The following is a 22,456-nucleotide window of genomic DNA, read 5'->3' on the forward strand; positions in this document are numbered from 1 at the left end:
CGACCAGGCCCGCCGACTAATTATTTGCAGATGTCATCCGTTCTCATTGGTGAATGGCACAGCCCAAACCACATAACCCTGTGGGAGCGAGCCTGCTCGCGATGGTCGTCAACGATCACGATGGATGCCTGACACCCCGCGGCGTTCTCCGGTTTTTCGCGAGCAGGCTCGCTCCCACAGGGATCTCGTGACATGCCAAAACCGATTTCATTTGCAAGCCGAATTCAGGCAGGAAACCTCATGACCGACGCGTTCGAACTCCCCAGCACAATGGTCCAAGCCCTCCAGCGCCGCGCGGCCCGGACGCCGGATCGGGTGGCCTTGCGGTTTCTCGCCGAAACCCCGGATCAGGCTGTGGTACTCAGTTATCGCGAACTGGACCTGCGCGCGCGGACGATTGCCGGCGCCTTGCAGGCCCAGGCCGGTTTCGGCGATCGCGCGGTCCTGCTGTTTCCCAGTGGCCCGGATTACGTCGCGGCGTTTTTCGGTTGCCTGTATGCCGGTGTGATCGCCGTGCCGGCTTATCCGCCGGAGTCGGCCAAGCGTCATCACCAGGAGCGTTTGCTGTCGATCATTGGCGATGCCGAACCGCGCCTGCTGCTGACCAGCGCCGACTTGCGCGACGCTTTGCTGCAGATCGAAGGCGCGCCGTCGCTGCTGTGCGTCGATACCCTCGACAGCGCGCTGGCCGAACGCTGGGTTGCGCCGGACGTGCAAGGCGATGACATTGCCTTCCTGCAATACACCTCCGGTTCCACCGCATTGCCCAAAGGCGTGCAAGTCAGTCACGGCAACCTGGTGGCCAACGAACAGTTGATTCGCCACGGATTCGGCATCGACCTCAACCCCGACGACGTGATCGTCAGCTGGCTGCCGCTGTACCACGACATGGGCCTGATCGGCGGCCTGTTGCAGCCGATTTTCAGCGGCGTGCCCTGTGTGTTGATGTCGCCGGCGTACTTCCTCGGTCGGCCGCTGCGCTGGCTGGAAGCGATCAGCGAATACGGCGGCACCATCAGCGGCGGGCCGGATTTTGCCTATCGCCTGTGCAGCGAGCGGGTCAGCGAGTCGGCGCTGGAACGGCTCGACCTGAGCGGCTGGCGCGTGGCCTATTCCGGCTCCGAGCCGATTCGCCTCGACACCCTGACGCGCTTCGCCGAGAAATTCGCCGCCTGTGGTTTCACTGACGAAAGCTTCATGGCGTCCTACGGGCTGGCCGAAGCCACGCTGTTCGTGGCGGGCACGCCGCGCGGCCAGGGCATCGGCAACCTGCGTGTCGATGACCAGGCCCTGGCGCAGAACCGCGTCGCGCAAGGCGAAGGCAGCGCGATCATGAGCTGCGGCATTTGCCAGCCCGATCATGGGGTGCTGATCGTCGACCCTGCTTCACTCAGCGAACTGGCGGACAACGTCGTCGGCGAAGTCTGGGCCAGCGGGCCGAGCATTGCCCTGGGCTACTGGCGCAACCCCGAAGCGTCGGCCAAGACCTTTATCCAGCACGCCGGCCGGACCTGGTTACGCACGGGCGACCTGGGCTTCATGCGTGACGGTGAGCTGTTCATCACCGGGCGCCTGAAAGACATGCTGATCGTGCGCGGGCACAACCTTTATCCACAGGACATCGAGCAAACCGTCGAGCGTGAAGTGGAAGTGGTGCGCAAGGGACGCGTCGCTGCGTTCGCCGTCAACCAGGGCGGTGAGGAAGTCATCGGCATCGCTGCGGAAATCAGCCGCAGCGTGCAGAGAATCCTGCCACCCGAGGCGCTGATCAAAGCCATCCGCCAGGCCGTGGCCGAGGCCTGCCAACAGGCACCGAGCGTGGTGGTGCTGCTCAATCCCGGCGCCTTGCCCAAGACCTCCAGCGGCAAATTGCAACGCGCGGCTTGCCGCCTGCGCCTGGCCGATGGCAGCCTCGACAGCTACGCGGTTTTCCCTTCGGCCAGCGATGAGCTGACCACCCAAAACGCACCGGCATCGGAACTGCAAAACCTGATCGCCAATGTTTGGTGCGAGCAGTTGCAGGTGAAACAGGTGGGCGCCGACGATCACTTCTTTTTGCTCGGCGGCAACTCAATCGCGGCTACCCAGGTGGTGGCGCGACTGCGTGAAACCCTGGGGCTGGAGCTGAACCTGCGCCTGCTGTTCGAAGCGCCAACCCTGGCCGCGTTCGCTGACGTGGTGGCCCGGCAGCAACAGGACGGTGGCAGCCCGCAAGGGGAAATCGTTGCCTTGTCGCGCAGCGAGCCGATGCCGCAATCCCTGGCGCAAAACCGCCTGTGGATCACCTGGCAACTGGATCCCCACAGCAGCGCCTACAACATTCCCGGGGCCCTGCGCCTGCGGGGCGAACTGGACGAAGACGCCTTGCGCGCCAGTTTCCAGCAGCTGATCGAGCGCCATGAATCCCTGCGCACACGCTTCTTCGAACGTGACGGCGTGGCGTTGCAACAAGTGCTGGCGGCCGGCGAATTCAACCTGCAATCGATCGACATCAGCGACCTGCCGGCAGCCGAGCGCGAGGCCCGCGCGCAGCAGATTCGCGAGGATGAAGCCCGCACCCAGTTCGACCTGGAGAAAGGCCCGCTGCTGTGGGTGACCCTGGTGCGTCTCGACGATGAAGAGCACCAACTGCTGGTGACCATGCACCACATCATCGCCGACGGCTGGTCGCTGAATGTGCTGATCGATGAGTTCTCCCGGCTGTACGCGGCGGCGACTCAAGGGCAATCGGCAACGCTCGCGGCATTGCCCACGCAATATGCCGACTACGGCAGCTGGCAGCGCCAATGGCTGGCGCAGGGCGAGGGTGAGCGCCAACTGGCCTATTGGAAAGATCGCCTGGGCGATGAGTTGCCGACCCTGGACCTGGCCACGGATCACCCGCGTTCGGCACAACAGCAACGCAACGCCGCGCGGCATACGGTGCGCCTGGCCGCGCCCCTGAGCGAGGCCATCCGCCGAACTGCCCAGGCCCATGAATCGACCGCTTTCATGTTGCTGCTCGCAGCGTTCCAGACCCTGTTGCATCGCTACAGCGGTCAGCGTGACATCCGTGTCGGCGTGCCGAATGCCAACCGCCCGCGCCTGGAAACCCAGGGCCTGATCGGCTTCTTCATCAACACCCAGGTGCTGCGTGCCGAGCTGGATTCGCGCTTGCCATTCAGTCAGTTGCTGCGACAAACCCGCGAGGCGGCGCTGGGGGCGCAGGCGCATCAGGATCTGCCGTTCGAACAATTGCTCGAAGCCTTCCCGCAAGCCCGGGAACAGGGTTTGTTCCAGGTGATGTTCAACCACCAGCAGCGCGACCTTGGCGCCCTGAAGCGCCTGCCGGGGCTGCTGGCCGAAGAGCTGCCGTGGCACAGCCGCGAAGCCAAGTTCGATCTGCAATTGCACAGCGAAGAAGATCGCAACGGACGCCTGACATTGTCCTTCGATTACGCCGACGAACTGTTCGACAGTGCGACCATCGAGCGTCTCGTCGCGCATTTCAGCCAGCTGCTGCAAGCCGTATGCGAGCAACCGGGCACCGCCCTCGGAGACCTGCCATTGCTGACCGCAAGGGAACAGGATCAGCAGCACGCCTGGAGCGTGGCGCCTAGTGAGCCGGCGAAGCAGTGGCTGCCCGAGCTGCTCACCGAACAGGCGCACCAGACCCCGGAACGCACTGCGCTGCTCTGGGAGGGGGGCCGCCTGAGCTTCGGCGAACTGCACACCCAGGCCAATCGCCTGGCCCATTACCTGCGCGACAAAGGCGTCGGCCCGGACGTCTGCGTGGCCATCGCCTGCGAGCGTTCGCCGGCCTTGATGATCGGCCTGCTGGCAATCATCAAGGCCGGCGGCGCCTATGTACCGCTGGATCCGGATTACCCCGCCGATCGCCTGGCCTACATGCTCAAGGACAGCGGCGTCGAGTTGCTGCTGACCCAGACCTCATTGCTCGAACGCCTGCCGGCAACGGACGGCGTCAGTGTGATTGCCATGGACACGCTGCATCTGGACAGCTGGCCGTGCCAGGCACCGGGCCTGCATTTGCATGGCGATAACCTGGCCTACGTGATCTACACCTCCGGCTCCACCGGCCAGCCCAAAGGTGTCGGCAACACCCACGCAGCGCTGGCCGAGCGCCTGCAATGGATGCAGGACGGCTATCGCCTGAACGACAGCGATGTGCTGATGCAGAAGGCGCCGATCAGTTTCGACGTTTCGGTGTGGGAGTGCTTCTGGCCGCTGATCACCGGGGCACGCCTGCTGCTCGCCGGGCCTGGCGAGCACCGCGATCCCCATCGCATCGCGCAGCTGGTCCGGGAACACGGCGTGACCACGCTGCACTTCGTGCCCGCGCTGCTTTCGTTGTTCATCGACGAACCGCTGAGCGCCGAGTGCACCAGCCTGCGCCGGTTGTTCTCCGGTGGCGAAGCCCTGCCGGCGGAACTGCGCAATCGCGTGCTGGCGCAACTGCCGGAGGTACAGTTGCACAACCGTTATGGCCCGACCGAAACCGCGATCAACGTTACCCACTGGCACTGCTCCAGCGCCGACGGCGAGCGTTCGCCGATTGGCCGGCCACTGGGCAACGTGATCTGCCGGGTACTGGACAGTGACTTGAATCCGCTTCCGGCCGGCGTGCCCGGCGAGCTGTGCATCAGCGGCATTGGTCTGGCCCGCGGCTACCTCGGGCGTCCGGCGCTGACTGCCGAGCGCTTCGTGGTCGATCCCTTGGGCGAGCAGGGCGCGCGCCTGTATCGCACCGGCGACCGCGCGCGCTGGACCGCCGATGGCGTGATCGAATACCTCGGTCGTCTCGATCAGCAGGTCAAGCTGCGCGGCTTCCGTGTGGAACCGGAAGAAATCGAAGCGCGCCTGCTGGCCCAGGACGGCGTGGCCCAGGCCGTGGTGCTGGTGCGGGAAACCCTGGCCGGTGCACAGCTGATCGGTTACTACACCGCCACCGACGCCAGTGAACCGGAAGACGCTCAAACCGCCCGCCTGAAAACCGCGCTGGCCAGCGAGCTGCCGGAATACATGGTCCCCGCGCAGCTTGTGTGCATGATGCAAATGCCCCTGAGCCCCAGCGGCAAACTTGACCGCCGCGCCTTGCCGGAACCGCAATGGCAGGTGCGCGAACACGTCGAACCGGTGACTGAGTTGCAGCAACAGATCGCCGGCATCTGGCGCGAGGTGCTGGGACTGGCGCAAGTCGGCCTGGACGATGATTTTTTCGCCCTTGGCGGCCACTCGCTTTTGGCCACGCAAATCATTTCCCGCACCCGTCAGGCCTGCGACGTCGAGCTGCCGTTGCGTGCCCTGTTCGAGCACAGTGAACTGGGCGCCTTTGCCGAGCAGATCCGCCTGATCCAGGCCAGCGGTCATACCAACAAGCAGCCGCCCATCGAGGCCGTCGACCGCAGCCAGCCGGTGCCGCTGTCCTACTCCCAGCAGCGCATGTGGTTCCTCTGGCAAATGGAGCCGGACAGCCCGGCCTATAACGTCGGCGGCATGGCGCGCCTGCGCGGGGTGCTGGATGTCGGGTGTTTCGAGGCGGCGTTGCAGGCGCTGATCCTGCGTCACGAAACCCTGCGCACCACCTTCCCGAGCGTCGACGGTGTGGCCCGCCAGCAGGTGCATGCCGAGACCGGCCTGCGCCTGGACTGGAAGGATTTCTCGAGCCTGGCCCCGGACCTGCGCGAGCAGCGGGTGCAGCAACTGGCCGATGAGCAGGCGCACCTGCCGTTCGATCTTGAAAGTGGTCCGCTGCTGCGCGCCTGCCTGGTCAAGACCGCCGGGCAGGAACACTACTTTGTGCTGACCCTGCACCACATCGTCACCGAAGGCTGGGCGATGGACATTTTTGCCCGGGAGCTCAGCGCGCTGTACGAGGCTTTCGTCGACGGCCGAGAATCGCCATTGCCAGTGCTGCCGGTGCAATACCTGGATTACAGCGTCTGGCAGCGCCAGTGGCTGGAGTCCGGTGAGCGTCAGCGCCAGCTCGATTACTGGACCGCGCAGCTGGGCCGCGAACACCCGCTGCTGGAGTTGCCCGGCGACCGTCCCCGCCCGCCAGTGCAAAGCCATCAGGGCGAGCTGTACCGTTTCGACCTGAGCGACGAACTGGCGGCCCGGGTCCGTGCCTTCAATGCCCAACAGGGGCTGACCCTGTTCATGACCATGACCGCCGCGCTGGCCGTGCTGCTGTACCGCTACAGCGGCCAGACTGACCTGCGCATCGGTGCACCGGTGGCCAACCGCATCCGTCCGGAAAGCGAAGGGCTGATCGGTGCGTTCCTCAATACCCAGGTGCTGCGTTGCCAGCTCGATGGGCAGATGTCCGTCGGCGAACTGTTCGAGCAGGTGCGCCACACCGTGATCGAAGGCCAGTCCCATCAGGACCTGCCGTTCGATCATCTGGTGGAGGCTTTGCAGCCACCGCGCAGCGCCGCCTACAACCCGCTGTTCCAGGTGATGTGCAACGTGCAGCGCTGGGAATTCCAGCAGAGCCGCACCCTGGCCGGCATGACGGTCGAGTACCTGGTCAACGATGCCCGTGCGACCAAGTTCGACCTCAACCTGGAAGTCACCGATCTCGACCACCGCCTGGGTTGCTGCCTGACCTACAGCACCGATCTGTTCGATGAGCCGCGCATCGCGCGCATGGCCGGGCATTGGCGCAATCTGCTGGAGGCGCTGACCGCCAATCCGCAGCAGCGTCTGAGCGAGTTGCCGTTGCTTGACGCCAGCGAACAACAGAAGCTGCTCGACAGCCTCGGTGTCGAGCCGGGCGAGCATCGCCTCGACCAATGCATCCACCAGCTGTTCTCCGAGCAGGCGCTGCTGCGCAAGGACGCACCGGCCCTGACCTTCGCCGGCCAGACCTTGAGCTACGCCGAACTCGACAGCCGCGCCAATCGCCTGGCCCGGGTGCTGCGCGAGCGGGGTGTCGGCCCGCAGGTTCGCGTGGGTCTGGCGCTGGAACGTTCCCTGGAGATGGTCGTCGGCCTGCTGGCGATCCTCAAGGCTGGCGGCGCCTACGTGCCGCTGGACCCGGAATACCCGCTCGATCGCCTGCATTACATGATCGAGGACAGTGGCATCGGCCTGCTGCTCAGTGACCGGGCGATGTTTGCCGCATTGGGCGAACTGCCGGCGAACGTCGGCAGTTGGTGCCTGGAAGACGACAGCCCGGAGCTGGCGAATTACGCGGCGTCTGAGCTGCCCTTCATCAGTCTGCCGCAGCATCAGGCCTACCTGATCTATACCTCGGGCTCCACCGGCAAACCCAAGGGCGTGGTGGTGTCCCACGGCGAAATCGCCATGCACTGCCGCGCCGTGATCGAGCGCTTCGGCATGCGCGCCGATGATTGCGAACTGCATTTCTATTCGATCAACTTCGACGCCGCCACCGAGCGTCTGCTGGTGCCGCTGCTCAGCGGTGCACAGGTGGTGTTGCGTGCGCAGGGGCAGTGGGATGCCGAGGAAATCTGCGCACTGATCCGTCGTCACGGCATCAACATTCTCGGCTTCACGCCGAGCTATGGCAGCCAGTTGGCGCAATGGCTGGCGACGCAGAATGAAGTCCTGCCGGTGCGCATGATCATCACCGGCGGCGAAGCACTGACCGGCGAGCACTTGCAGCGGATCCGCGCGGCGTTCGAGCCGAGCCTGTTTTTCAACGCCTACGGCCCGACCGAAACGGTGGTCATGCCGCTGGCCAGCCTGGCGCCGCCAGTCGTGGAAGAGGGCGCCGGCAGCGTGCCGATCGGCAGCGTGATCGGTGACCGCGTGGCCTACATCCTCGACACCGACCTGGCGCTGGTGCCGCAAGGCGCGACCGGCGAGTTGTACGTCGGCGGCGCCGGCCTGGCCCAGGGGTATCACCAGCGCCCGGGGCTGAGCGCCGAGCGCTTCGTCGCCGACCCGTTCGCCAGCAACGGCGGGCGCCTGTACCGCACCGGCGACCTGGTGCGCCAGCGTGCCGATGGTCTGGTGGAATACCTGGGGCGGATCGACCATCAAGTGAAAATCCGTGGCTTCCGCATTGAACTGGGGGAAATCGAAACCTGCCTGCTGGAGCACGAGTCGGTGCGCGAGGCGGTGGTACTGGCGCTCGATACCCCGAGCGGCAAGCAACTGGCGGGCTATCTGGTCTGCGATGTCGACGGCCAGGATGAAGCTGTATTGCGCGAGGCGCTCAAGTCGCACCTCAAGGCGCAACTACCGGATTACATGGTGCCCGCCCACCTGATCCTGCTGGCCAGCATGCCGCTGACCGCCAATGGCAAGCTCGACCGCCGGGCGTTGCCGGCACCGGACCCGGAACTGAACCGTCAGCAGTACGTGGCGCCGAGCAATGAGCTTGAGCTGACGCTGGCGCAGATCTGGTGCGAAGTGCTGAACGTCGAACAGGTCGGCCTCAACGACAACTTCTTCGAACTGGGTGGCGACTCGATCCTGTCGATTCAGGTGGTCAGCCGTGCGCGGCAGCAGGGCATCCATTTCAGCCCGCGGGACCTGTTCCAGCACCAGACCGTGCAGACCCTTGCCGCCGTGGCGACCCGCACCGAGCAGGTCACCGCAGAGCAAGGCCTGGTTTCGGGCGAATCGCGCCTGACCCCAATCCAGCACTGGTTCTTCGACACCGACATCCCGCAGCGCCAACACTGGAACCAGGCGTTGTCGCTGAAGCCGACCGTTGTACTGGAGCCCCATCGCCTGGAGCAGGCGCTGCTGGCGGTGATCGAACAGCACGATGCCTTGCGTCTGCGTTTCAGCGAAGTCGCCGGTCAATGGCAGGCCGAGTATCAGGCGCTGTCCGATGCGCCGGTGTTGTGGCAGGTGCGGGTGCCTTCCATGGACAAATGCACCGCGCTGTTCGCCGATGCCCAGCGCAGCCTCGACCTCGAAGAGGGCCCGCTGATGCGCGTGCTGCTGGTCGATGGGCCGCAAGCACAGCAACGGCTGTTCATCGCCATTCACCACTTGGTGGTGGACGGGGTGTCGTGGCGGGTGCTGTTGGATGATCTGCAAACCGCGTATCGCCAGCTCGATGCACAGCAACCGGTGCAACTGCCGGCGAAAACCAGCGCGTTCAAGGATTGGGCGGTACGCTTGCAGGCCTATGCCGGTAGCGAGTCCCTGCGTGAAGAGTTGAGCTGGTGGCAGACGCAGCTGGCGGGGCCGAGCGTTGAATTGCCCTGCGAGCGCCCGGACGGTGGCCGGCAGAATCGCCATGCGCAGACGGTCAGTGTGCGCCTGGACAGCGAACGCACCCGACAATTGCTGCAGCAGGCGCCGAGCGCCTATCGCACTCAGGTCAACGACCTGCTGTTGACCGCACTGGCGCGGGTGCTGTGCCGCTGGAGCGGTCACGAATCGGCGCTGATTCAACTGGAAGGCCATGGCCGCGAAGCGCTGTTCGACGAGATCGATCTGACCCGCACGGTCGGCTGGTTCACCAGCGCTTATCCCCTGCGCCTCAGCCCGCACAACATCGAAGAAGCAGCCGGGCAGGGCGCCTCCATCAAGGCGATCAAGGAGCAACTGCGGGCGGTGCCGCACAAGGGCCTGGGGTATGGCGTGCTGCGTTATCTGGCCGATGAGGCGTGTCGCCGGGGCATGGCGGCGTTGCCGGTGGCGTCGGTTACCTTCAATTACCTTGGCCAGTTCGACCAGAGCTTCGGCGCCGATGCGTTGTTCCTGCCGTTGGACGAGAACATCGGCGCGGCCCACGATCCTCGGGCGCCGTTGCCCAATGAGTTGAGCGTCGACGGGCAGGTCTACGGCGGTGAACTGGTGCTGCGCTGGACCTTCAGCGCCGAGCGCTTTGATCCGCAGACCATCGGCGATCTGGCCGACGCCTATGTCGGCGAGCTGCAAAGCCTGATCGCCCATTGCCTGCGCGACGATGCCGGTGGCCTGACGCCGTCGGACTTCCCGCTGGCGAAACTGAACCAGGGGCAACTGGATGCGCTGCCGGTGCCGGCGGCTGCCATCGAGGACGTCTACCCGCTGACCCCGATGCAGGAAGGCATGCTGCTGCACACCTTGCTGGAGCCGGGCACCGGCCTCTACTACATGCAGGACCGCTATCGCATCAACAGCGAACTCGATCCCCAGCGTTTCGCCCAGGCCTGGCAGGCGGTGGTTGCCCGTCACGAAGCCTTGCGTGCGTCGTTCTGCTGGAACGTCGGCGAAGACATGCTGCAGGTTATCCACAAGCCGGGCAGCACGCCGATCGAATACCTGGACTGGAGTGCAATCGCCGACGCCGAGCAGGAACCGAAGCTGCAAACCCTGCTCAAGACCGAGCGCGAAGCCGGGTTCGATCTGCTCAACCAGGCACCGTTCCACCTGCGCCTGATCAAGGTCGGCGCGGCGCGCTACTGGTTCATGATGAGCAACCACCACATCCTCATCGATGCCTGGTGCCGTTCGCTGTTGATGAACGACTTCTTCGAGATCTACATGGCCCTGGGCGAAGGTCGCGAAGCCCGATTGGCGGTGCCGCCGCGTTATCGCGACTACATCGGCTGGCTGCAACGCCAGAGCCTGGACAACGCTCGGCAGTGGTGGAAAACCAATTTGCAGGGCTTCGAGCGGACCACACCGATTCCGAGCGACCGGCCGTTCCTGCGCGAGCACGCCGGCGACAGCGGCGGCATGATCGTCGGCGACCGCTACACCCGGCTCGACGTGCGTGACGGTGCGCGCCTGCGCGAACTGGCGCAGGCCCATCAACTGACCATCAACACCTTCGCCCAGGCGGCGTGGGCCTTGGTGTTGCGGCGCCTGAGCGGGGATCGCGACGTGCTGTTCGGCGTCACGGTGGCCGGGCGCCCGGTGGAGATGCCGCACATGCAGCGCACCGTCGGCCTGTTCATCAACAGCATCGCGTTGCGGGTCAAGCTGCCCGAGGACGATCAGCGTTGCAGCGTGCGCCAGTGGCTGACGCAACTGCTCGACGGCAACATGCAGCTGCGCGAGTACGAGTACCTGCCGCTGGTGAGCATTCAGGAACAGAGCGAGCTGCCCAAGGGCCAGCCGCTGTTCGACAGCCTGTTCGTGTTCGAAAACGCCCCGGTGGAAGTCTCGGTGCTGGACCGCGCGCAAAGCCTCAATGCCACCTCGGATTCCGGGCGCACCCACACCAACTTCCCGCTGACGGCGGTGTGCTACCCGGGGGATGACCTGGGCTTGCACCTGTCCTACGACCAGCGTTATTTCGACGAATCCACGGTCGAGTGCATGCTCGGCGAATTCAAGCGCCTGCTGCTGGCGCTGGTCGAGGGCTTCCATGGCGACATGGCCGACCTGCCGTTGCTGGCGGCCGAGGAACGGGACTTCCTGATCCATGGCTGCAACCAGAGCGAGCGCGATTACCCGCTGGACCAGAGTTACGTGGCGCTGTTTGAGGCGCAGGTGGCCGAGCATCCACAGCGGATTGCTGCGAGCTGTCTGGATCAGCAGCACAGCTACTTCGAACTCAATCAGCGCAGTAACCGTCTCGGTCACGCCTTGATTGCGGCCGGTGTCGGGCTCGATCAACCGGTGGCGCTGCTGGCGGAACGCAGCCTTGATCTGCTGGGCATGATCATTGGCAGCTTCAAGGCCGGAGCAGGTTATCTGCCGCTGGATCCGGGGCTGCCGGGCCCGCGCCTGAGCCGTATCATCGACCTCAGCCGCACGCCGCTGCTGGTCTGCACCCAGGCTTGTCGCGAGCAGGCACTGGCGCTGCTGGAGGAGTGTGGTTGCGTTAACCGACCTCGCTTGTTGGTGTGGGAAGAGGTGCAGGCGAGCGCTGTGTCGGTGGCCAATCCAGGGATCTACAGCGGGCCGGACAACCTGGCCTATGTGATCTACACCTCCGGTTCCACCGGCTTGCCCAAGGGGGTGATGGTCGAGCAGCGCGGCATGCTCAACAACCAGTTGAGCAAGGTGCCGTACCTGGACCTGAGCGAGGCGGATGTGATCGCCCAGACCGCGTCGCAAAGCTTCGATATTTCCGTGTGGCAGTTCCTCGCCGCGCCGTTGTTCGGCGCGCGGGTGGACATCGTGCCGAACACCATCGCCCACGACCCGCAGGGCTTGTTGGCCCATGTGCAGAGCCAGGGCATCACGGTGCTGGAAAGCGTGCCGTCGCTGATCCAGGGCATGCTGGCCCAGGAGCGCATGAGCCTCGACGGCCTGCGCTGGATGCTGCCGACCGGTGAGGCCATGCCGCCGGAGCTGGCGCACCAGTGGCTGCTGCGTTATCCACAGATCGGGCTGGTGAATGCCTATGGTCCGGCGGAATGCTCCGACGACGTGGCGTTCTTCCGCGTCGACATGGCTTCGACTCGCGGCAGTTACCTGCCGATCGGTACGCCGACTGATAACAATCAGTTGTATCTGCTCGATGGCGCGCTGGAACTGGTGCCATTGGGCGCGGTGGGCGAGTTGTGCGTCGCCGGCACCGGGGTCGGGCGTGGTTACGTCAGCGACCCGCTGCGCACCGCCCCGGTGTTCGTGCCCAATCCGTTCGGCGCACCGGGCGAGCGCCTGTATCGCACCGGTGATCTGGCGCGCCGTCGCAGCGACGGCGTGCTGGAGTACGTCGGCCGGGTCGACCATCAGGTGAAGATCCGCGGCTACCGCATCGAACTGGGGGAAATCGAAGCGCGCCTGCACGAGCAAGCGCAGGTTCGCGATGCCGCGGTCGGGGTACAGGAAGGCGTGAATGGCAAGCACCTGGTGGGTTATCTGGTGGCGAGCGATTCAGCGCTCAATCCATCCGAGTGCCTGGACCGCATCAAGCAACGCCTGCGCACCGAACTGCCGGAATACATGGTGCCGCTGCACTGGTTGTGGCTCGACAAACTGCCGCTCAACGCCAACGGCAAACTGGATCGCAAGGCCCTGCCGGCGCTGGAGATCGGTCAGTTGCAGAGCCAGGACTATCAAGCGCCGCGCAGTGAGCTGGAACAGACGCTGGCCGCGATCTGGAGCGAGGTGTTGAAGGTGGAGAAGGTCGGCATTCGCGACAACTTCTTCGAACTGGGCGGGCATTCGCTGCTGGCCACGCAAATCGCCTCGCGGGTGCAGAAGACGCTGCAACGGGACGTGCCGCTGCGGGCGATGTTCGAGTGCAGTACGGTGGAGGAACTGGCCGGGTACATCGAAGGATTGGTGGCTGGTGATATCACCGAGGAGAAGGCGGGTCGGTTGAATGATTTGATGGCGGAGCTGGAGGGGCTTTGACAGGCAGAACCTGTGGGAGCGAGCCTGCTCGCGATGGCGGAGTGTCAGTCACCGTCAATGCTGAATGTGACGGCCTCATCGCGAGCAGGCTCGCTCCCACAGTGGAAATGTGTTCGCAGTCCAAATGTGGGAGCGGGCTTGCCCGCGAAGGCGTCATCAGGGACACATGCATTCGTGCGATTGACTGCGACACATCAGCCGCTCAATCTTCCCGCTCCATTTTTCAAACGGAGCCACGCCGATGCCTTTCGTAACCATCGACGGACAACCTCTTCACTACCTCGACCAAGGCACCGGCCCGGCTGTCTTGCTGGCCGGCAGTTACCTGTGGGACCAGGCCATGTGGGCGCCGCAAATTGCCGCATTGTCGCAACACCATCGGGTTATCGCCCTGGACCTGTGGGGCCACGGCGAATCGGGGGCGCTGCCGGCCGGCACGACTTCGCTGGACGATATTGCACGGCAAGCCCTGGCGTTGCTCGATCACCTGGATATCGACCGCGTGACGTTGGTCGGCCTGTCTGTCGGCGGCATGTGGGGTGTGCGGCTGGCACTGTCGGCACCGCAGCGGCTCAACGGGCTGGTGTTGATGGACACCTATGTTGGTGTCGAGCCGGAACAGACCCGCCAGTACTACTTCTCTCTGTTCAAGATGATCGAAGACACCGGCGTGATCGCTCCACAGTTGCTGGACATCGTGGTGCCGATCTTCTTCCGTCCGGGTATCGATCCGCAGTCGGCGCTTTACCAGGACTTCCGCGCCAAACTGGCTGCGCTGCCACCTGAGCGCCTGCGAGAAAGCATCGTGCCGATGGGGCGGATTACCTTTGGCCGCGATGATCTGCTGCCGCGTCTGGGCGAACTGGATGCCGCGACCACGCTGGTGATCTGTGGTGATCAGGACAAGCCACGGCCGCCTTCGGAGGCACGGGAAATGGCGCAGTTGATCGGTTGCCCATGCGTGCTGGTACCGGAGGCCGGGCATATTTCCAATCTGGAGAATCCGGGGTTTGTCACCCAGGCGCTGCTGGCATTCTTGTCCGAGCGCAATCCGGCATAAACCTGTAGGAGCGAGCTCGCTCGCGATGAACACAAGAACACCACGGGGAATCAGGCCGCCAGCGTTATCGTTGGCGACCATCGCGAGCGAGCTCGCTCCTACAGGTATTGCGCCTTATTTAGGCCCGAGAATTTTCGCCAGTTTGTCCGGCGACGGCGCTCCCTGCTGCTGTTGCAGTTCACCCTTGCTGTCCATGTAGAAGATCGCCGGCGTGGCCTGCAGTTCCAGGTCGTCCATCAACTGCATGTTGGCGGCGAGCTTGGCCTGTACCTCCGGTGGCACCTCCTTCAATGGTTTGAGCGAGCTGCCCTTGCCGGCGGATTCGTGGTCTTGCAGGGCCTTTTGCGGGTCCTTGGCGGCGAGCAGGGCGGCGGATTTGCCGGGGCTGTCCTCGCGGATGATGCCGACCATGATGTGCCGCAACTGCACCTTGCCGGCCTTGACCCAGGGGCGTGCCTGTTCCCAGAACATGTTGCAGTAAGGACAGTTCGGGTCGCTGAACAGATACACCACGCGCGGCGCATCCTTGCTGCCATCGGCAATCCAGTTGCTCGCTTCCATCTTGCCCCAGACTTCCTTGGACATCGGCGCGTACACCAGCTTTTGCAAAGGCGCGCTGCTCAGGTCGTTGCCCTCGGCGTCGTACAGGTTGCCGAGCAATACATGCTTGCCATCCGGCGTCAGGTACAGCGCCATGCCGCGATTCTGGTACTGCGCGGCGTAACCGCGCAGGCCATCGGGGGCATCGAACTGGCCGACGATTTTTGCGCCCTTGGCCTCGATCTGCTTGATCGCAGCGGGCAACTCTTCGGCCTGCACCGACGGCAGGTGCAGCAGGGCGGCACCCAGGCTCAGGGTCAGCAGGTGGCGGAGGCGGGGCATGGCAGTTTCCTTGAAGAGGTGGCAGGTGCGGAGTCGAAGTTTTCCAGGGCGCGGGCAAGACTTGCTTGTGACAGTTCGCCCAGATGACTGCCCAGCAGGCGACCGTCCGGGCTGTAAAACAGTGTAGTCGGCAAGGCCATGGAGCCGACGGCCTGGCCCAGGCGACCGCTGCCGTCGAACAGCACGTTGGACAGGCTCAGGCCCTGGGTTTCCAGAAAGGTGGCGACGCTTTGCATGCTTTCGGCCTGATTGACGAACAGGAACGTCAGGTCCGGGCGCTGTTGCTGGGCCTTCTCCAGGACCGGCATTTCCCGGCGGCAGGGCGGGCACCAGGTGGCCCATAGATTGATCACCAGCGGGCCACCCTTGTAATCGGCCAGTTGCACGGTTTCACCGGCGGCATTGCGCAGGGTGATTTCCGGCAGGCGGGTGCCTTGTTCATAAATTGCCAGGGAGTACGTCGCCAGCAGCCAGAACGCCAGGCCGCTGGCCACGCCAAAGCCCAACGGACGGCGCAGGCCCGGACGCCGCCAGCCCCGGTACAGCGTGGCAATCACCAGTGCGATGACCCCGGGCCAGGCGAGGAAGCCGCCGTCACGCAGGTCGATGATCTGCCAGAGATCGTTGTGGTAATGGGTCCAGTAAACGGCGACAAAAGCGATCCGCGCCGCCAGCATGCCGATCAGGAACAGCCCGAACAGTACCGACTCGGGGTTCTCGCCCCCGCGCCTGGCCACCCGCCAACCGACAAACGTCGCCAGCGCCAGGGCACTGATCAGCAGCAGATGGTTGAGCGCGATGGCAAAGGTGCCGAGGGTGAAGGTCAGCATTAACGGGCGTCTCGGGTGGTGGCCCAGCGTTGCAGGAACGCCTCGGCATCGACTTCACCGGTGATGCGCTGGCTGCGACGCTCGACGCCGTCGGTGCCGATCCACAGCAGGCTCGGGGGGCCCGGCACTTTGTAACGGCCCAGCAGTTCGCGGCTGGCGGCATTGTCGGCGGTGACGTCCAGCCGCAGCAAACGTACGTCGCTCAGGGCCTGGAGCACGTTGGCCTTGTTGAACACCTGCTTTTCCATGACCTTGCACGACACGCACCAGTCGGCGTAGTAGTCCAGCAGCACCCACTGGCCCTGTGCTTGTGCGGCGTCGAGTTCCCGTTGCAGGACCGCGGGGTCCTTGATCGTGGTGAAGGCGTCATGGCCGGTCGGCGTTGCGGCGACGGCAGTGCTGGAGGCGCGGAACACCTGCAACGGCTTGAACAGATCGTCGCTGCCACCCGCTGCACCGATCACCAGCAGGCTGCCCCACAGGCCGAGCAACAACGCGCTGGCGCCGAACAGATGCGCAATGCGTCCGAAACCCTCCGACTGCTTCCAGGCGCTATAGGCCGCGATCAACAACAATGCGCCACACAAGCCAACCCACAGGGACTCATCCAGTACCGGGCGCAGCAACAGCAATGCGGTGGCCAGGAACAGGAAGCCGAAGATGCCCTTGACCAGGTTCATCCAGGCGCCGGGTTTGGGCAGGAACCGATTGCCGACCGTCACCAGCAGCAACAGCGGCATGCCGATACCGATGCCCAGCGCGAACAGAATCAGCCCGCCGTGTACTGCGTTACCACTTTGCGCGATGTAGAGCAGCGCGCCGGCCAACGGCGCGGTCATGCACGGGCCGACCAGCAGACCGGACAAGGCTCCCAGTACGCCGGCGCCGACCAGGCTGCCGCCGCGCTGGTTGCGCGAGACATTTTCCAGCCGGTCACGCACGGCCACCGGCAGTTGCAGTTCGAAGTAGCCGAACATGGGCAACGCCAACAGCACGAAAATCGCCGCGAAACTGCCCAGCAGCCAAGGGTTTTGCAAGAGCGCCTGCAGGTTGGCGCCCAGCAGGGCCGCCAGTACGCCCATCGCCGCGTACACCAGCGCCATGCTCACCACATAGCTGCCAGCCAGGGCGAAGCCGCGCTTGGGCGAGGCGCCACTGCCGACGATCAACCCGGCCAGAATCGGCAACATGGGCAGCGAACACGGGGTGAAGGCCAACAGCAGCCCGAGACCGAAGAACACCAGCAGGCTCCAGCCCAATGCCCGCTGCGCAAGGCCGCTGGCCAGGGCCTGATCCTGTGCCTGGGCCGTTGTGGACAGATCAGCCTGGCCGCCCAGATCGACGACCTGTGTCTGCGGGGGATAACACAAACCTGCATCGGCGCAACCCTGGAAACCTACCTTGATCTGGCCGGTCGCGCCTTTGGGAATCTTCAGCTCCAGGCCCTGGCGATACACCTGCTGTTCGCCGAAGAACTCGTCGCTGTGGGCTTCACCCTCCGGCAGCGCCGGGTGCTGATCGTCGGGCAGGCCATCGAACTTCAATCGCTTCTGATACAGGTAGTAGCCGTCGGCAATTTGCCAGTACAGCTGCATTTCCCCGGAATCGAGGCGCTCGGAGGTGAAGACGAATGCTTTTGCGACGGGCAGGAAGTCGGGTTTGTTTTCGAACGGATTGCTCCCGGCCTGGGCCAGGCCCGATATCAGCAGAGCGAAGAGGAGAAGCAGATGACGCATGGAAAAGCCTTATTCCTTTGCAAGTGAGGTGCACAATGGGCGGTGTCGATTAACCGATGATTAACCCCGCAAGCCCTGTGGCCGGCCTGTGGTGGTGTCGCTTGCGGCATAATGTCCGCTTAATCGGTCAACGGCCTAATCAGCAATATTTACACGAGGCTCCCCATGCACGTACTGGTTTGCGAAGACGATGAGTTGATCGCCAGCGGCATCGTCGCCGGCCTGACCGCCCAGGGCCTGACCGTGGAACACGTGGCCACGGCGTCCGCGGCCCGGGCCATGCTCAAGGTGGCGGAATTCGACGTGATGGTACTCGACCTCGGCCTGCCTGATGAAGACGGCCTGAAGTTGCTTCAGCAATTGCGCCACAACGGTCTGGAGTTGCCGGTGCTGATCCTCACGGCCCGGGACTCGGTCACCGACCGCGTCGACGGCTTGCAGGCCGGCGCCGATGACTACCTGTTGAAGCCTTTCGACCTGCGCGAACTGGCCGCGCGCCTGCACACCCTGTTGCGACGGGTGGCGGGGCGCAGCGTCAACCTGATCGAGCACGGCGCCCTGACCTACGACCCGAGCAGCCGCGAAACCACCCTCGCCGGGCAGCCGGTGGACCTTTCCCGCCGCGAACAATCGCTGTTGCAGGCCCTGCTGCATAACCGGGGCCGGGTGTTGTCCAGCGAGCAGCTCAAGGACAGCGTCTACGGTTTCAACGACGAGCTGGAGAGCAACGCCCTCAACGTCCATATCCATCACCTGCGGCGCAAACTCGGCAATGGCATTGTCGAGACCGTGCGCGGCCTGGGTTATCGCCTGGGCCCGGCCGATGGGGGAGATCAAACCAAGTGATGAGTCTGCGTTTGCGCCTGAGCCTGGTGCTCGGGGGCGCGTTTGCGCTGATCTGGGCACTGGCCGCAGCCTGGATGCTCAGCGACCTGCGCAATCAGATGATGTTTTCCCTCGACCAGCGCCTGGTGGCGTCGGCGCGGATGGTCGCCGGGTTGATGGAGCAGTTGCCGCCGTTGCCGAACAAGGGCGAGGGCACGCATTTCAGTGCCGAACAACTCAATCTTCCCGGGGGCATGGCCTGCCAGGTCAGCTCATTGCGCGGGGAAATCCTCGCCCGCAGCCACGCCGATCCGGGGCAACCCCTGGAAGCGGAGATAATGGGCTTCCACGATCAGATGATCGATGGTGCGCCATGGCGCAGTTTTACCCTGGCCCGCGGCGATCTGCGGATCACCACGGCCGATCGGCAGATCGAGCGCGAAGCCCTGAACATGTCGATCCTGCTGGCGGCTTCGGTGCCGGTGGGGGTGGCGTTGCTCGGTTGCCTGTGCCTGCTGTGGCTTGGCATTGGCCAGGGGCTGGCGCCGCTCAACCGCATGCGCGATGCCTTGATGCGCCGCAGTCCCGACTCGCTTGAACCGTTGCAAGTCCAGCCGTTGCCCAGCGAATTGCAGCCGTTGCTTGAGACGCAGAACCAGCTGTTCCAGCGCATCGGCAAGACCATCGAGCGTGAGCGCCGGCTGACAGGGGACGCGGCCCACGAATTGCGCAGCCCGCTGACGGCGATCAAGACCCACCTGCAAGTGGCGCGCATGACCGACGGCGCGGCCCGTGATCAATCCCTGGCCCGGGCCGAGGAGGGCGCCGACCGACTGCACCGCACACTTGAGCAATTGCTGTTGCTGGCGCGGGTCGAGGGCAGCCTGTCGTTCGATGACGGCGTGCAGTGCAGCGCCGAACAGGTGGCGAAACTGGCGATCCAGGACACTGCCGGCGGTGATCGCCAGCGCATCAGGTTCAACGTCCCGGCCAGGTTCTCCCACGCGCCGGTGCAAATGCCCTCGGTGCTGTCGATTGCCGCGCTGCGCAACTTGCTGGACAACGCCTTGCGCCATACGCCCGGTGACGGGCCGGTGGAGTTGAGCCTGCAAACCACCGGTAATCGTGTGCAGTTCGTGGTTCGCGATCACGGGCCGGGGATTGCCGCCGACGATCTGCAGCATTTGACCCAGCGTTTCTGGCGCAATGGACAGAGCACGGGTTGTGGCCTTGGCCTGGCGATTGTTCAGGCGATTGTCCAGCGCTGTGGTTGCACCCTGCATTTCGACAGCCGGCCGGATGGGTTGCGGGTTGAGCTGACCATGCCGTTGCAGCCAGCCTGACCAATCCCACAAACCTTATATTCCCGAACCCTGTAGGAGCGAGCCTGCTCGCGAAAAACGTCCATGCAACGCGTTCATTCAGACACCACGCGTGATCGTTGACGTCCATCGCGAGCAGGCTCGCTCCTACACATCAGCTGTAACTTCTCTACATTGGCTGCCCCAATCCTGCGCGTCTATCGTTCCTCACTCTCAACGGATTGAGGTAACGGCGCCATGGATGACCCGATACAAACCTGCAAGGCAACGCCCGCCGATGCCGGCATCATCAGCCGCATCATTGACCGCTCGATCCGCGTCGGTTGCGCTCGCGACCACCGCAACCAACCGCAAACCCTCGCCGCCTGGACCCGCAACACCACCAACGAACATATCCGGCATTGGCTCACGGACCCGCGGCTGTACCTGAATGTCGCCCTGTTGCAGAACAAGCCGATCGGCGTCGCGATGGCCTCGACCTGCGGCAAGCTGGCGTTCTGTTATGTGCAACCGGAATGGTTTCGCCGTGGCGCCGGGCAGGCCCTGGTGCGGGATCTTGAAGGCTGGTTGATCGATCAGGGCCTGCAACGGGTACGGCTTCACTGTACCCGCTCCGGTGAGCTGTTTTACCGGCATCTGGGTTATCAGCCCTGTGCCCGGGCGTTCATGGTCGCCGGGCTTGAGGCCGTTCCCATGCAAAAAGACCTGGCATTACCTTCATAAAAAGCCGACCGAGGGTCTAAATCCTCGCGGCGCTGGTGCGTTTCCAGAACAGGAAAATCGGCAAGTGCGCCCCGTGACGGGAGCGCTATCTCGCCGGTGTGCAGTTTTGGTCACTATCGCAGCGTATTGAGGTTCGAGAGATGTCAGTCGCCACCAGCCGGATCGAAGATCGGGTCAGCCCGAGCGAAACGCTTTATGAGTTCAACGAATCGCCATTGCTGGCCCGTCAAAGCCAGCAGGAATCCAACGCCCGCAGTTACCCCCGGCGCATTCCCCTGGCGCTGAAGCGGGCCAGGGGCATTCATGTCGAAGATGTCGAGGGCCGGCGTTTCATCGATTGCCTGGCCGGCGCCGGCACGCTGGCCCTGGGGCATAACCATCCGGTGGTGATCGAAGCCATCCAGCAAGTGCTGGCCGATGAATTGCCGCTGCACACCCTGGACCTGACGACGCCGGTGAAGGACCGGTTCGTGCAGGATCTGTTCGCTCTGTTGCCACCGGCACTGGCCGCGCAGGCGAAGATCCAGTTCTGTGGCCCCACCGGTACCGATGCCGTGGAAGCCGCCTTGAAACTGGTACGTACCGCCACCGGTCGCAGCACGGTGCTGTCGTTCCAGGGCGGTTACCACGGCATGAGCCAGGGCGCGCTGAGCCTGATGGGCAGCCTGGGGCCCAAAAAACCTTTGGGGGCTTTGCTGAGCAATGGCGTGCAGTTCATGCCGTACCCCTATGACTACCGCTGCCCGTTCGGACTGGGTGGCGAGCAAGGGGTGAAAGCCAGCCTCAATTATCTGGAGAATCTGCTTAACGATCCCGAGGCCGGCGTGCAGTTGCCAGCGGCGGTCATCGTTGAAGTGGTGCAGGGCGAGGGCGGGGTGATTCCGGCGGACCTGGCCTGGCTGCGTGGCTTGCGCCGGATCACCGAGAAGGCCGGCGTGGCCTTGATCGTCGATGAAATCCAGAGTGGCTTTGGCCGTACCGGCAAGATGTTCGCCTTCGAACACGCCGGAATCATCCCCGATGTGGTGGTGATGTCCAAGGCCATCGGCGGCAGCCTGCCACTGGCGGTGGTGGTCTATCGCGACTGGCTCGACACCTGGCTGCCGGGCGCCCATGCCGGGACTTTCCGTGGCAACCAGATGGCCATGGCCGCCGGCTCCGCAGTGATGCGCTACCTGACCGAACACAAGGTCTGCGAACACGTCGCCGCCATGGGCGAGCGCCTGAGCGGGCATTTGCGTGCGCTGCAGCAGGACTTCCCGCAACTGGGCGACATTCGCGGTCGTGGCTTGATGATCGGCGTGGAACTGGTCGACCCGACCGGCGCGCTGGATGCCCTGGGCCATCCACCGATGTTTGCGCGCCTGGCACCGCTGGTGCAGCGTGAATGCCTCAAGCGCGGCCTGATCCTCGAGTTGGGCGGTCGGCAAGGTGGCGTGGTGCGCTTCCTGCCTCCGCTGGTGATCAGCGCTGCGCAAATCGACGAGGTCGCCGGGATTTTCGGCAGGGCTTTGGCCGCTGCCACCGCCAGCCTCTAAATTTCCAAGGCCTTCGAACGTTCCTTCTACATACCGGCTGCACGCGCCGTGCAGCCCACCTTACAGTGATGGAGAAACAGCATGACGTCAGTATTCGACCGCGAGGACATCCTCTTTCAGGTCGTGGTCAACCATGAAGAGCAATACTCGATCTGGCCCGACTACAAAGCCGTGCCGCAAGGCTGGCGCATCGTGGGCAAGAGCGGCCTGAAGAAGGAATGCCTGGCCTACATCGAGGAAACCTGGACCGACATGCGTCCGCTGAGCCTGCGGCAGAAAATGGATGAGCAGGCGGCTGTGGCGCACTGAT

The 22,456-nt window shown here is 64.3% G+C and carries 10 protein-coding genes; 7 read left to right on the forward strand and 3 right to left on the reverse strand.

What is annotated here, in order from left to right; translation table 11 throughout:
* Nucleotides 1-240 precede the first annotated feature (240 nt).
* Nucleotides 241-13,230, forward strand: coding sequence for a non-ribosomal peptide synthetase (locus tag ABTV29_RS08660; protein WP_433769677.1), 12,990 nt, complete (start codon nt 241-243; stop codon nt 13,228-13,230).
* A 241-nt stretch (nt 13,231-13,471) separates the two neighbouring features.
* Nucleotides 13,472-14,290 carry an alpha/beta fold hydrolase gene (locus tag ABTV29_RS08665; RefSeq protein ID WP_433769678.1) on the forward strand — a complete coding sequence of 273 codons (819 nt, stop codon included), beginning with the start codon at nt 13,472-13,474 and terminating at the stop codon, nt 14,288-14,290.
* Between the two features lie 114 nt (nt 14,291-14,404).
* On the opposite strand, the gene dsbG is transcribed toward ABTV29_RS08665, so the two are convergent.
* From dsbG to dsbD, 3 genes are read right to left on the reverse strand one after another with little or no spacing between them, the layout of a single operon-like run.
* On the reverse strand, nt 14,405-15,172 hold the full coding sequence (gene dsbG, locus ABTV29_RS08670) for a thiol:disulfide interchange protein DsbG (RefSeq protein WP_433769679.1): 768 nt from the start codon (nt 15,170-15,172) through the stop codon (nt 14,405-14,407).
* Nucleotides 15,148-16,002, reverse strand: a complete 855-nt coding sequence (locus tag ABTV29_RS08675; protein ID WP_433769680.1) for a prolipoprotein diacylglyceryl transferase family protein — start codon at nt 16,000-16,002, stop codon at nt 15,148-15,150. The genes dsbG and ABTV29_RS08675 overlap by 25 nt, the downstream gene beginning before the upstream one ends.
* The gene (dsbD, locus tag ABTV29_RS08680) at nt 16,002-17,738 is read right to left on the reverse strand and encodes a protein-disulfide reductase DsbD (protein WP_433769681.1); all 1,737 of its coding nucleotides are present in this window, start codon (nt 17,736-17,738) and stop codon (nt 16,002-16,004) included. The genes ABTV29_RS08675 and dsbD overlap by 1 nt, the downstream gene beginning before the upstream one ends.
* Nucleotides 17,739-17,903: 165 nt before the next feature.
* Here dsbD and ABTV29_RS08685 point away from each other — a divergent pair, with 165 nt between their 5' ends.
* The 5 genes from ABTV29_RS08685 to ABTV29_RS08705 all read left to right on the forward strand — a co-directional run bounded on the left by ABTV29_RS08685 (nt 17,904) and on the right by ABTV29_RS08705 (nt 22,455).
* On the forward strand, nt 17,904-18,584 hold the full coding sequence (locus ABTV29_RS08685) for a response regulator (protein ID WP_433769682.1): 681 nt from the start codon (nt 17,904-17,906) through the stop codon (nt 18,582-18,584).
* Nucleotides 18,581-19,906 carry an ATP-binding protein gene (locus ABTV29_RS08690; RefSeq protein WP_433769683.1) on the forward strand — a complete coding sequence of 442 codons (1,326 nt, stop codon included), beginning with the start codon at nt 18,581-18,583 and terminating at the stop codon, nt 19,904-19,906. Before ABTV29_RS08685 ends, ABTV29_RS08690 begins: the two co-directional genes overlap by 4 nt.
* 216 nt (nt 19,907-20,122) lie before the next feature.
* Nucleotides 20,123-20,608: a GNAT family N-acetyltransferase gene (locus ABTV29_RS08695; protein WP_433769684.1), complete on the forward strand. Its 486-nt coding sequence runs from the start codon at nt 20,123-20,125 to the stop codon at nt 20,606-20,608.
* Nucleotides 20,609-20,748: 140 nt separating this feature from the next.
* Nucleotides 20,749-22,146, forward strand: coding sequence for an aspartate aminotransferase family protein (locus tag ABTV29_RS08700; protein ID WP_433769685.1), 1,398 nt, complete (start codon nt 20,749-20,751; stop codon nt 22,144-22,146).
* A gap of 81 nt (nt 22,147-22,227) precedes the next feature.
* Nucleotides 22,228-22,455, forward strand: coding sequence for an MbtH family protein (locus ABTV29_RS08705; protein WP_433769686.1), 228 nt, complete (start codon nt 22,228-22,230; stop codon nt 22,453-22,455).
* Nucleotide 22,456: the final 1 nt, after the last annotated feature.

Source organism: Pseudomonas putida, assembly GCF_050989985.1.
GTDB lineage: Bacteria > Pseudomonadota > Gammaproteobacteria > Pseudomonadales > Pseudomonadaceae > Aquipseudomonas > Aquipseudomonas putida_AI.